We start from the raw sequence: 12,177 nt of genomic DNA, 5'->3' as shown, positions 1-12,177 counted from the left end.
GCCCGCACCCGGACGCCCCTCGGCGTCCGGGTGCGGGCCCGGCCGTGCCTCAGTTCCGGGGCGGTGCCGACTTCTCCACCTGCGCCTGGATCTGCTCCGGCGTCAGGTAGGAGTTCGTGTACTCGAAGTCCTTCAGCTTCGCCGCGCGGCGGGCCTGGAGACCGGTCCGGACGAAGTCGTCGCCGGCGACCGCGTTGAGCAGCCAGTTGGTCATGACGCGGGTCTTGGCGACGTTGGTGCGCAGCGCCGACCAGTGGTAGCCGCGGGCGACGGCCTGGGCCGGCAGGCCGCGCAACTCGATGCCGAGAGGCTTGGAGACCGCGTCACGGCCGCCGAGATCGACGACCAGGCCGAGGTCCTTGTGGACGTAGGGCCGCATCGGCTGGTTCCGCAGCGTCGCGATCACGTTGTCGGCGACCTTCCTGCCCTGCCGCATCGCGTGCTGCGCCGTCGGAGGGCAGACCGCCCCCTCTTCGCCCTTGGCCTCGTCGGGCACCGCGGCGGCGTCGCCCAGCGCGAACACGCCGTCGTGACCCGGCAGGTTCATCGCGCTGGTGACCGCGAGCCGCCCCCGCACCGTCTCCGCGCCCAGCGTCGCGATGAGCGGGCTCGCGACGACACCCGCGGTCCAGATCAGTGTGCGGGTGGGCACCACCCGGCCGTCGGTGAAGGTCACCTCGTGCGGGCCCGCCTTCGCGACGGACACCCCGAGCGAGATCTCGACCCCGCGCCGCCGCAGCACCTCCTGCGCGCTGCGGCCCAGCTTCTCGCCCAGCTCGGGCATCAGCCGGGGCGCGATGTCGATCAGGTGCCATCGGATCAGCCGTGGGTCGAGGCGGGGGTAGCGCTTGACCGCGTTGGTCGTCAGCAGCTGCAGACAGGCCGCCGTCTCGGTGCCCGCGTAACCGCCTCCCACGACCACGAACTGCAGCCGTGAGGTGCGCTCGGCCGGATCATGGCTGGCGTCGGCGAGGTCCAGCTGCGAGATGACGTGGTCGCGGATGTACGCGGCCTCCGCCAGCGTCTTCATCCCGAAGGCGTTGTCGACGAGACCCGGGATGTGGAACGTGCGCGTGACGCTGCCCGGAGCCAGCACGACGTAGTCGTAGTGCTCGTTGACGATCTCGTCGGTGATCGTGCGGATGACGCAGACCTTGGCCTTGAGGTCCACGCCGATCGCCCCGCCCGGGATGATGCGGGTGCGGTACTTGCTGCTGCGGCGCAGGGACACCGCGATCGACTGGGGCGTGAGCACGCCGGAGGCGACCTGGGGGAGCAGCGGCAGATAGAGCTGATAGGCGAACGGCGTCACCAGGGTGACCGAGGCCTCCTCGGGGGCGAGACGGCGCTCCAGGCGCCGCACGCAGTCCACCCCCGCGAAGCCCGCGCCCACCACCAGGATCCTGGGTCGTGTCACGATGTCCATCCCTTCAGCGGTTCCGGGCGGTCCGCCTCGACGCCGTGCGCGTGCCCCGGGACCGCGATGTCGCCCCTCATCGATCCCACCGTGCCCGGGGCCACCGCGCCAGCCGGGCGCGGCAGGCAGACGAACGGTCGGATCACCTCGGGCGTACGCGTCCCGCCCCCGGTCTCAGACATGCCGCTCCGAGGGCGTCTGCCCGTCGATCAGCGCCAGCGCCTCCTCGAAGCTCCCGGACACCGGCACGGTGATGCTGACCCCGGTGAGGTCCAGGACCCGGCGTACGGGAGGTGTGGGGGAGAGGATGTGCACGCTGCCGCCGGTGGCGCGGGTCTCCTGGTGGACACGCAGGACGATGTTCATGCCCGACGAGTCCATGAACGGCACCTCGGACACGTCCAGGACGAAGTGGTGCCGGCCGTGATGCAACTGGTTCGCCAGGTGATGCTGGAACTGCATCGCGGTGTCGACGTCCAGATGGCCTTCGACCCGGACCAGGGCGACATCCTCCCGCGGGAGAGTGACCTCGACGGACAGCGGGCTCTGGGCAATTGTCACGAGTACCTCCAACAAGGCTGACGGCCGGGGCTGGTCGCCATGTCGATCGACGCCAGGCGCGCGTACCCCCCTGCCGGCTACTCATGCGGTCCGCGGACCGCCGAATGCCCTCGGGGACCGGGGGTAGGGGGAGCAGTGGAGCACAGGTGCGAAGGAGGAGGAGTCATCGGCGTGACCATCCACAGAATCTGGTCGTACGCGGCGGACACCGGCCATGTCGCGGAGCGGGACCTCACGGGGTTCACCGTCGACGCCGCCGACGGCACGCTCGGGCACGTGGACCGGCTGGCGGACCCGCACGGCATGCGGCATCTGGTGGTCGACACGGGCGTCTGGGTGTTCGGCAGGAGTGTGCTGGTTCCGGTGGGCCTGGTGACGGGCATCGACACCGGCCGCCGTCTGATATCGCTGTCCTGCACCCGGGCGGAGGTCAAGGAGGCCCCGCGCTTCCGCACCGACAGCGAGACCCTGGACCCGCGGTACCTGACGACCGTGGGTGACTACTACGGCAACCTGCCGCCGCGCGAACCGACCACGACCTGACCGAAGGCCCCCGCAGCGGGCGCAGAGCCCGGGGAAGACGACACCGCATGGACAAGACCGACGCCGCAGTCGCCGCCCGCGCCGGCCGCGGTACGCCCGGCGGCGCATCTGCCGGGGCCCGGGTGCGCAGCGCCGCCGAGGCACGGGCGTATGCCCTGTCGGTGGTCCTCGACCAGTGGAACTCGGCCTCCCGCACGGCACATGAGCGGGACCTGATCGATCTGCGGCTGGTCGTCTCGGAGCTGGTCGGCAACGCCATCCGGCACGGTGGCGGGCTGGCCGGCTTCGAGGCGGTGCCCACCGAGGAGGGCGTGCGTCTCGCCGTCCACGACCACAGCGCCGCCGTCCCGGACGCGGCCTTCGGCTCGGGGGATCTGCCGAGCGGGCACCACGGCAGCGGCTACGGCTGGCCACTGATCATCCGCCTGGCCCGGGACATCGCCGTCCAGCTCCGTCCGGGGGGTGGCAAGACCATCGGTGTGCTGGTGCCCCTGAGGGCGGCGTAGACCCGTTCGCCCCGGGGACCCGGAGCCCCTGGTTCACCAGGGCAGGAACACGTGGATGTCCTTGCCCCGCTCGTCGCTGACCACGCTGACCTGGTCGCACAACGTCTGGATCAGATGCCATCCGATGCCGCCACCGCCGGTGTCCGGATGGAAGGGCCGGGGGGCCGGGGCCGTGCGGCTGGTGTCGTGCAGGGTGATGTGCACCCCGTCGTAGGTACGCCTGATCCGCAGGTCGAAGGGCCCCGGAGCGTACTGCACGGCGTTCGCGGCCAGCTCCGTGACGACCAGCAGGATGTCGTGCCAGGACTCCGAGGTGGCGGGTGGCGAGGAGCGGGCCAGATCACGGAGGAAGCCCTCCGCGGCCAGACGCGCCCCGGTCACGTCCCGCGGCTCACCCGGGAAGCCGGCCGCCCGGCTGGGGATTCCCTGGCCGGCCAGTGCTGCGTACCAACGCGGCTCGGTTGACATGTCGCCTTTCCAGCCTTTCGGTCGCAAGGCTGCACTCGTGTCTCTCACATCGCACTGTTGTCTCTCACATCGCACTGTGCGGGTTCCCGTACGCGTGGGGCCTACGCGTCCCACCGCCCGGGAGCACCCGATCCGCCGTGTGCGGGCCCCTGGCCGGCGGACAGCGCCGGTTCGCCTCCCGCGGTGGGAAGGCGTCCGGCGGGGGGCAAGGGAGGTGTCCGCGCCGGGGAAGGGCTCCCGCGAAGAGGCCTGGCCGTGGGCGGACGGTGGCCGGGCCGATGGTCCAACTCGCCGGACAGCGGGGCGAGACGGCGGGCGCTCGGGGGCCGCGGAACGGGCGGCATCACCTGTCCTCGGTGTGCGTGCCACCCGCCCCCGCTGCCCCCGACGGCGGATTCACCCGGGGCTCCGGAGGCAGGCTCACCGGAACACGCTGTCCGAGTCGTCCCAGCCGGCCGGCTCCTCCGGCGTCGCGAACCGGGACTGGCGCGAGCGTGCCTGGTACATGGCGTCGATCTCCGCGGCGTAGTGCCTCACGATCGCGTCCCGGCGCAGCTTCATCGACGGCGTGAGGAACCCGTTCGACACGGCGAACGGTTCCGGCAGCACCCGGAAGACCCTGATCGACTCCGGCGGGGAGACCGCGCTGTTGGCCGCGGCGACCGCCCGTCCGACCTCCTCGCGCAGCGCGTTCTCCTCACGTGCCTCCCGGACCGATGTGTCGCCCTGCAGGGTCAACGACCGCCGCCAGTGGGGCAGGAAGTCGGGATCCAGGGTGATCAGCGCACCCACGCAGGGCCGGTCGTCGCCCACGACGACAGCATGGTGGATGAGCGGATGCATCCGCAGCCGCTGCTCCAGCGCCGTCGGGGCGACACTCTTGCCGCTGCTGGTGACGATCACGTCCTTCTTGCGGCCGGTGATCGTCAGATAGCCCTCGGAGTCCAGCCGTCCCAGGTCCCCGGTGGCCAGCCAGCCGGCCCACAGCGCGGCCCGTGTCGCCCCCTCCTCGTTGAGGTAGCCCTGGAACACCGACGGTCCGCGCACCAGGATCTCGCCGTCCTCGGCGAGGTGGATCTCCACTCCCGGCAGCGGCTTGCCGACCGTCCCCGACTTCTCCCCGCCCAGCGGCTGCATGGTGACGCCGCCACTGGTCTCGGTGAGGCCGTAGCCGTCGTGGACGTAGATGCCGATGCCCTCGAAGAACAGCGTCAGTTCGCGCTGGAGCGACGAGCCGCCCGAGGAGCCCCGGCAGACCCGGCCGCCCAGCGTGGCCCGCAGCCTGCGGTACACCGTCCGCTCGTACAGGGCGTGCTGCATCCGCAGTTCGAGCCCGGGCCCCGCCCCCCGGCCGAGCCGCTGCCGCTCGGTGGCCGCCGCGAAGGCCCGCGCGGTCTCCGCGGCGCGCTCGAACAGGGCACCGCGCCCCGCCTCATGGGACGCGCGCAGGAACATCTTGTAGATCTTCTCGTAGACGGACGGCACCGCGTAGAAGTACGTCGGGCGGAAGGACTGCAGCGCCGACGCCAGAGACTCCGCCCCGGCGTCCGGCTCGTGTGCCATCAGGAGCCCGCCCCGGATGCACATGCCCTGGATCATCAGGCCGTACGCATGGGAGAAGGGCAGGAAGGCGAGCACCCGGGGCTGCTCGCCGGGCGGCGCCCCCGTGTGGCCCCACCCCGCGAGCAGGGTGTCGCACGGACTCGCGAGCCCCCGGTGGCTCAGCGCGCAGCCCAGGGGGCGGCCCGAGGTGCCCGAGGTGTAGGCGATCACCGCGGTGGAGTCCGGCAGCACGATACGGCGCAGCGAGTCGATCGTGAGCGCCGGCAGGACCTCGCCGCGGGCCGTCAGGTCCGCCATGGCGCCGGCGTCCAACTGCCATACGTGCCGCAGGCGTGGCAGCCGTGCGCAGGCGGGGCCGATGGTCATGACGCCCTGCTCGTCCTCGACGACCACGGCCACGCAGTTCGCGTCCCGCAGGATCCACTCGACCTGTTCGCGCGAGGCCGTCGGGTAGATCGGCACCACCTCCGCGCCCACCGCCCAGACGGCATGGCTCAGAACGGTCCACTCGTACCGGGTGCGAGCCATGATCGCCACACGGTGCCCCGGCGAGATGCCGGACGCGACCAGCCCCTTGGCGATGTCGACGACCTCGTCGCGCAGCTCGATCGCCGTGACTTCCTCCCACTCGGCCGAGGGGCCGCGGCGGCGCGCGATCAACGGCAGGGTCGGGTCGGCCGCCGCCGTCTCGAAGATGCTGTCGGCGAGTCCGCCGGTCAGGGGCGGGACGGTGCGGGGAGCGAGAGCGAAGTCGCGCATGCGCTGCTCCTGACGTGTACGGGCTGTGACCTCGCCGACGAGAACTGTTATCGACGGTGGTCGAATGTAGCCCAGGTCGGACCGTTTGGTGCCGGGATCCCGGAACTGTTCTTCCGTCTTGATGATCTCGACGGCTCCGGGGCACTCGTACGGCACGGGCCGCACCGATCCCGCGCCTGACCGGGCCGTTGCACGGGGCCGGCACGGGGTGATGACGTGCCGTGTGGGCGCTCCGCCGACGCGGAAGGCGAGCCGGGCGACCTGTCCCGCAACACGCGTCGGCGACCGGCGTCACTCCGGGCCCGCGGCGTCCCCCTGGGTGTGCCGCGCGCACTCCAGGACGACGTCCCGCAGGCTGCCCCGGCGCCTCAGCAACTCGCGCTGCACCCGCGCCCCGTTGCCCCGCCGCAGCAGCTCGGCGCAGGACTCCTCCGCCCGGTCCAGGTCCCCGCTGTCCGCGAGTGCCTCGCCCACGTGCTCCAGCAGCGCCCGCACCACCGTCTCGGCGGGCGCGGGCCGCATCGCCTCCGGATGCAGCAGCTCCCCGGCCAGCCCGGAGCGGGCGGCCTGCCAGGCGGCGAGGCGCAGCACGCTCACGCTGTGCTCGGCCGGGGCCCGGCCCGCCCGCCACTCGCGCGCGGCCGTCTCGACCAGCCCGCGGGCGAGGGTCGCGACCAGGACGGCCGTGTCCGCGTGCAGGCAGACGTCCGCGACCCGGATCTCGACCGTGGGGTACTTCCGGGACAGCCGGACGTCGAAATAGAGCATCCCCTCGTCCAGGAGCGCCCCGGTGGCCATCATGTCCGCGACCCGCCGGTGATAGCCCTTCGCCGAGCCGAACAGCTCGGTGGGCCCGGCCGACGGCCAGCGCTGCCACACCCTGCTGCGGTAGCTGCTGTAACCGGTGTCCCTGCCCTGCCAGAAGGGCGAGTTGGCGCTGAGCGCCGCCGGCACCGAGAGCCACGGCCGTACCCGGTCGACGACCGCGACGCCCTCCTCGTCGGATTCCACGGACACATGGACATGGCAGCCGAGGACGAGCTGTTCCTGCGTGGCGATCCCGAACTGCTCCGCCATCCACTGGTAGCGGTGGTGCGCGCCGACCGCGGGCTTGACCGGCAGCGGCGATGTGCCCAGCGCGGCCACCGAGCAGCCGATGTCCCCGGCGTTGCGCGCCGCCTCCCGGCGACCGCGGACGATCTCCGCCCTCAGCTCCGCCATGCGCGTCTGCGGATGCGTGTTGAACTCCAGCATCTGCTCATGGAGTTCCTTCTCGAAGGCGAAGCCCTCGACACGGTCGTGCGCGGCGCGCGCCAGCACGGCGGCCGACCGCGCCCGCGGTTCCCCGCTCTCCGGGTCCACCAGGAGGAGTTCCTCCTCCACTCCCACGGTGCGCACGTCATATGGCCCTTCGACGACCGACCGGGACGGCGGGGACCCGCCGTACGTCTCCGAATGCCCGCGCGGGGCCGCGCGGACACCCGCGGCCCGCCGTCAGGCCGGGCGCAGCCAGACCGTGGCCAGGGGCGGCAGGGTCAGCCGGATGCTCGCGGGACGGCCGTGCGATTCCTGCGCCTCCGCCTTGACCGGGTCGGGACGGGTGACGTCGCCGCCGCCGTACCGCGCCGCGTCGGTGTTGAGGACCTCCTGCCAGGCGGGGATGTCGCCGGGGACGCCGATCCGGTAGTCGTGACGGACGGCCGGGGAGAAGTGGGAGATCGCCAACAGGGGGTCGCCCTGCTCGTCGTAGCGCAGGAAGGCGAAGACGTTGTCGTCGGCCGCGTCGCACTCCACCCACTCGAAGCCGCCCGGGTCGGTGTCGCGCTGCCAGAGCGCCGGCGTGTCCAGGTAGCGGGCGTTGAGATCGCGGACCAGGTCCTGGACCCCCCGGTGATCGCCCGCGGCGCAGTGGCCGGGGTCGAGCAGCCACCACTCCGGGCCGTGCTCGACCGACCACTCGCCGCCCTGCGCGAACTCCTGGCCCATGAAGAGCAGTTGCTTGCCGGGGTGGGCCCACATGAAGCCGAGGTAGGCGCGGTGGCCGGCTCGGCGCTGCCACCAGTCGCCGGGCATCTTGCTGACCAGCGCCCGCTTGCCGTGGACGACCTCGTCGTGCGAGATGGGCAGCACGTAGTTCTCGCTGTAGGCGTAGATCATCGAGAAGGTCATCTCGTGGTGGTGGTACTTGCGGTGGACCGGCTCCTTGCTCATGTACTCGAGGGAGTCGTGCATCCAGCCCATGTTCCACTTCAGCCCGAAGCCCAGGCCGCCGCTGTCGGTCGGCCGGGTCACCCCGCCCCACGCGGTGGACTCCTCGGCGATCGTCACGACACCGGGGTTGCGCCGGTAGACGGTGGCGTTCATCTCCTGGAGGAACGCCACCGCGTCCAGGTCCTCGCGGCCGCCGTGGACGTTCGGCGTCCACTGGCCGGAGTCGCGCGAGTAGTCGAGGTAGAGCATGGAGGCGACGGCGTCCACGCGCAGCCCGTCGATGTGGAACTCCTCGCACCAGTACGTCGCGTTGGCGACGAGGAAGTTGCGCACCTCGGTCCGGCCGAAGTCGAACTCGTACGTTCCCCAGTCCGGGTGCTCGGCCCGCTCCGCGTTTCCGGGCTCGTACAGCGGGTCCCCGTCGAACCGGGCCAGCGCCCAGTCGTCCTTCGGGAAGTGCGCGGGCACCCAGTCCATGATCACGCCCAGGCCGGCCCGGTGGCAGGCGTCGACGAAGTACCGGAAGTCGTCCGGGGTGCCGAGGCGGGAGGTGGGCGCGTAGAAGCCGGTGACCTGATAGCCCCAGGAGCCGCCGAAGGGGTGCTCCGCGACCGGCATCAGCTCCACATGCGTGAAACCGAGGTCCTTGACGTAGCGCGGGAGCTCCTCGGCGAGCCGGCGGTAGTTCAGGCCCGGGCGCCAGGAGGCGAGGTGGACCTCGTAGACCGAGAACGGCGCCTGGTGCACCGGTGTGTCCCCGCGGTGCGCCATCCAGTCCTGGTCGCTCCACTCGTAGTGCGACGCGGTCACGATCGACGCCGTGTCCGGCGGCACCTCGGTGCGGCGCGCCATCGGGTCGGCCTTGAGGAACCGGTGGCCGTACTGGGAGGTGATCTCGAACTTGTACCGGGCGCCCTCGCCGATGCCCGGCAGGAACAGTTCCCACACCCCGCTGGCGCCCAGCGAGCGCATCGGGAACGCCGTCCCGTCCCAGTGGCAGAAGTCCCCGGCGACCCGCACCCCGCGCGCGTTCGGCGCCCAGACGGTGAACCGGGTGCCGGCCACGCCCTGGTGGGTCATCGGCTCGGCTCCCAGCGCCTGCCACAACTGCTCGTGCCGGCCCTCCCTGATCAGATGCAGGTCGAGCTCGCCCAGCGCGGGCAGGAAGCGGTAGGGGTCGTGGCCCTCGTGCTCCCCCTCCTCGTACGCCACCAGCAGGGTGTAGTCCGGGACCGTCCGCCACGGGAGCACGGCCGAGAACAGGCCCTCTCCCTCCGAGGCGAGCGCGACGCGCTCCCCGTCGGCCAGCACGCTCACCGCGCGGGCGAACGGCCGCAGCGCGCGCACGGCGACGCCGCCGGGCACGGGATGCGCGCCGAGCAGGGCGTGCGGGTCGTGATGGGCGCCCGCGAGCAGGCGCCCCCGGTCGGCCGGATCCAGCCCGGGAGCGCACTCACCGGGCGTCCGCACCGTCGGGAGCGGGCCGGAGTCCTCCGGGGATGAGATGTCGCGCAGCGCCACGGCGTTCAGTCTCCTCTCACGGCGAGTCGTTCGATCGCCGCCATCGGTACGGGGAGCCAGTCCGGACGGTGTCTGGCCTCGTAGAGCACCTCGTACACCGCCCGGTCCGTCTCGTAGGCACGCAACAGGCCGTGCTTCTTACGGGGATCCCAGCCGGCCCGGGCCGCATACCCGGCACAGTAGGCTTCCCGGCAGCGGCGCGCCCACTGGGGACGCCAGGGCCGGCGCTGCCGGGCCGCGTAGTCGAAGGAGCGCAGCATCCCGGCGATGTCCCGCACGGGGGACTGGTCACTGCGCCGTTCGGCGAGGGGACGGGACGGCTCGCCCTCGAAATCGATCACGAACCACTCGCGTCCCGCCCGCAGCACCTGCCCCAGATGCAGATCGCCGTGGATGCGCTGAGCGGGTGGCCCGGCGTCGCATGTCAGCAGCGCGCTGAACGCCGTCCGCAGTCCCGGCGCGAACGAGCGCAGCGCCGGAACGCTGTCCGCGGCGGCGTCGAGGCGTTCGGTCATCGCCGCCGCCGTCCGCCCGTTCTCGGACCGTCCGCCGGCGGCGAAGGCGACGGCCAGCGCCAGATGCACCTCGGCCGTGGCCTGCCCCAGTTCATGCGCCTCGGCCGTGAAGTCGTCGCCGGTGGCGAGCGCGTGCAGGGCGAGCGTCCAGCCGTCGGAGGCGTCGCGCAGGAAGGGCTGGAGCACCCCCAGCGTGGCTTCCTGAGGCTGGGTCGTGCAGAACCAGGCCACGGGCGCGGGCACCCGCTCGCAGCCCTGTCCGGCCAGCGCGCCCGGCACCTCCAGATCCGGGTTGACGCCGGGCTGGATACGCCGGAAGACCTTCAGGATGAACTCGTCGCCGTACACCACTGACGAGTTGGACTGCTCCGCGTCCAGCACGCGCGGCACCAGACCGGCCGGGATCGGCTGGGCGAGGTCCGCCTCGAAGCGCAGTGGGCCGGCGCTGCCCGGATGCCGCAGACGTTCCAGCAGCAGTTGGGCCGAACGGAGGTCCTGAAGGGCGTCGTAGACCGTCATCCCGGCCAGCGGTCCCTGCTGCGCCCGGCCGATCAGGGCCCGGCCCAGGCGTGGTGAGGGGGTCCGCCGGACGCCGAGGAACAGCTGGTAGCAGTCCCCGGGCGGCGGGGTGCCGCCGGGGGAGGACACCCCGGCCGGACCGCCGTGGCCACCCGCGTGACCGGTGTGCACCAGCAGATGCAGACAGCCCGGGAACAGTTCGGTCATCGACAGCAGGCGCAGGTCCGTGACGGGCCGGTCCTTGCCGGCGAACCAGCGCTGCCGCGGCAGCCAGTCGCGCAGGAGCCCGTCGAGCGACGCCATGGACGCGGCGAGGCCGCTGTCGCTCGGCAGGAGGGATGCGGTCTTCGTCATGGTGCCGCCTCCTTTCGTCGGCGCACGCTCACGGTCGTCGGCCGATACGGGACGGGACCCGGACGAGCCGGAACCAGTAGAAGCCGTGGCCCCCGAGGGTCAGCAGGTACGGCAGTTCACCGATGGCGGGGAAGCGCACGCCGCCGAACAGCTCGACGGGATGCCGGCCTGCGAACTCGCGCAGGTCCAGCTCGGTCGGCTGGGCGAAGCGGGCGAAGTTGCTGACGCACAGCACCAGGTCGTCCTCGTACTCGCGCAGGAAGGCCAGCACCGCGGGGTTCGACGACGGGAGTTCGGTGTAGGAGCCGAGTCCGAAGGCGGGGTTCTGCTTGCGGATCTCGATCATGCGGCGGGTCCAGTGCAGCAGCGACGAGGGCGACGCCATGGAGGCCTCGACATTGGTGACCTGGTAGCCGTGGACCGGGTCCATGATCGTGGGGAGGCTGAGCCGTCCGGGGTCGCAGGTGGAGAAGCCGGCGTTGCGGTCGGGCGTCCACTGCATCGGGGTGCGCACCGCGTCCCGGTCGCCGAGCCAGATGTTGTCGCCCATGCCGATCTCGTCGCCGTAGTACAGGATCGGGCTGCCGGGGAGGGACAGGAGCAGGGCGGTGAACAGTTCGATCGTGTGCCGGTCGTTGTCGAGCAGGGGGGCGAGTCGGCGGCGGATACCGATGTTGGCCCGCATCCGCGGGTCCTTGGCGTACTCCGCGTACATGTAGTCGCGCTCTTCGTCGGTGACCATCTCGAGCGTGAGCTCGTCGTGGTTGCGCAGGAAGATGCCCCACTGACAACTGGACGGGATCGCCGGGGTCTTGGCGAGGATCTCGGAGACCGGGTGGCGCGACTCCCTGCGTACCGCCATGAAGATGCGCGGCATGACCGGGAAGTGGAACGCCATGTGGCACTCGTCGCCGCCGGAGGCGAAGTCGCCGAAGTAGTCGACGACGTCCTCCGGCCACTGGTTCGCCTCGGCCAGCAGCACCGTGTCCGGGTAGTGGGTGTCGATGTCGCGGCGGACACGCCGGAGGAAGTGGTGCGTCGCGGGAAGGTTCTCGCAGTTGGTGCCCTCCTCGGCGTAGAGGTAGGGCACGGCGTCCAGCCGGTACCCGTCGATGCCGAGGTCCAGCCAGAACCGCAGGGCGGCCAGGATCTCCTCCTGGACGGCCGGGTTCTCGTAGTTGAGGTCGGGCTGGTGGGAGAAGAAGCGGTGGAAGAAGTACTGCTTGCGGACCGGGTCGAA

10 protein-coding genes are annotated in these 12,177 nt (G+C 71.8%); 2 read left to right on the top strand and 8 right to left on the bottom strand.

Annotated features, from left to right (window positions below):
* Positions 1–49: 49 nt before the first annotated feature.
* Entirely contained in the window at positions 50–1,426 is a 1,377-nt protein-coding gene (locus tag ACWCPM_RS34015) for an NAD(P)/FAD-dependent oxidoreductase (RefSeq protein WP_450980134.1), read from the bottom strand.
* Between the two features lie 165 nt (positions 1,427–1,591).
* On the bottom strand, positions 1,592–1,978 hold the full coding sequence (locus tag ACWCPM_RS34010; RefSeq protein ID WP_450980133.1) for an STAS domain-containing protein: 387 nt from the start codon (positions 1,976–1,978) through the stop codon (positions 1,592–1,594).
* 171 nt (positions 1,979–2,149) lie between these two features.
* Here ACWCPM_RS34010 and ACWCPM_RS34005 point away from each other — a divergent pair, with 171 nt between their 5' ends.
* On the top strand, positions 2,150–2,521 hold the full coding sequence (locus ACWCPM_RS34005) for a PRC-barrel domain containing protein (protein WP_450980132.1): 372 nt from the start codon (positions 2,150–2,152) through the stop codon (positions 2,519–2,521).
* Positions 2,522–2,568: 47 nt separating this feature from the next.
* Positions 2,569–3,027, top strand: coding sequence for an ATP-binding protein (locus ACWCPM_RS34000; protein WP_450980131.1), 459 nt, complete (start codon positions 2,569–2,571; stop codon positions 3,025–3,027).
* A 33-nt stretch (positions 3,028–3,060) separates the two neighbouring features.
* Here ACWCPM_RS34000 and ACWCPM_RS33995 read toward each other — a convergent pair whose 3' ends face one another.
* The 6 genes from ACWCPM_RS33995 to treS all read right to left on the bottom strand — a co-directional run.
* The gene (locus ACWCPM_RS33995) at positions 3,061–3,495 is read right to left on the bottom strand and encodes an ATP-binding protein (RefSeq protein ID WP_450980130.1); all 435 of its coding nucleotides are present in this window, start codon (positions 3,493–3,495) and stop codon (positions 3,061–3,063) included.
* A 420-nt stretch (positions 3,496–3,915) separates the two neighbouring features.
* Positions 3,916–5,817: an AMP-dependent synthetase/ligase gene (locus ACWCPM_RS33990; RefSeq protein WP_450980129.1), complete on the bottom strand. Its 1,902-nt coding sequence runs from the start codon at positions 5,815–5,817 to the stop codon at positions 3,916–3,918.
* Positions 5,818–6,108: 291 nt separating this feature from the next.
* Positions 6,109–7,215: a glutamate--cysteine ligase 2 gene (locus tag ACWCPM_RS33985; protein WP_450980128.1), complete on the bottom strand. Its 1,107-nt coding sequence runs from the start codon at positions 7,213–7,215 to the stop codon at positions 6,109–6,111.
* A gap of 96 nt (positions 7,216–7,311) precedes the next feature.
* Entirely contained in the window at positions 7,312–9,549 is a 2,238-nt protein-coding gene (gene glgB / locus ACWCPM_RS33980; RefSeq protein ID WP_450980127.1) for a 1,4-alpha-glucan branching enzyme, read from the bottom strand.
* 5 nt (positions 9,550–9,554) lie between these two features.
* Positions 9,555–10,937, bottom strand: a complete 1,383-nt coding sequence (locus ACWCPM_RS33975; RefSeq protein ID WP_450980126.1) for a maltokinase N-terminal cap-like domain-containing protein — start codon at positions 10,935–10,937, stop codon at positions 9,555–9,557.
* Between the two features lie 28 nt (positions 10,938–10,965).
* Positions 10,966–12,177, bottom strand: a 1,212-nt coding sequence (treS, locus tag ACWCPM_RS33970) for a maltose alpha-D-glucosyltransferase (RefSeq protein ID WP_450980125.1), incomplete at its 5' end; no start/stop codon positions are given.

The organism is Streptomyces sp. NPDC002309, assembly GCF_053593375.1.
Note: the sequence above shows the minus strand (reverse complement) of the source record. Positions and strands in the feature narration are given on the sequence as shown.

Coding starts and splice junctions, on each gene's coding strand:
- ACWCPM_RS33990 (WP_450980129.1), bottom strand. CDS start 5,817: ATGCGCGACTTCGCTCTCGCTCCCCGCACCGTCCCGCCCCTGACCGGC.
- ACWCPM_RS33975 (WP_450980126.1), bottom strand. CDS start 10,937: ATGACGAAGACCGCATCCCTCCTGCCGAGCGACAGCGGCCTCGCCGCG.
- ACWCPM_RS34015 (WP_450980134.1), bottom strand. CDS start 1,426: ATGGACATCGTGACACGACCCAGGATCCTGGTGGTGGGCGCGGGCTTC.
- ACWCPM_RS33995 (WP_450980130.1), bottom strand. CDS start 3,495: ATGTCAACCGAGCCGCGTTGGTACGCAGCACTGGCCGGCCAGGGAATC.
- ACWCPM_RS34000 (WP_450980131.1), top strand. CDS start 2,569: ATGGACAAGACCGACGCCGCAGTCGCCGCCCGCGCCGGCCGCGGTACG.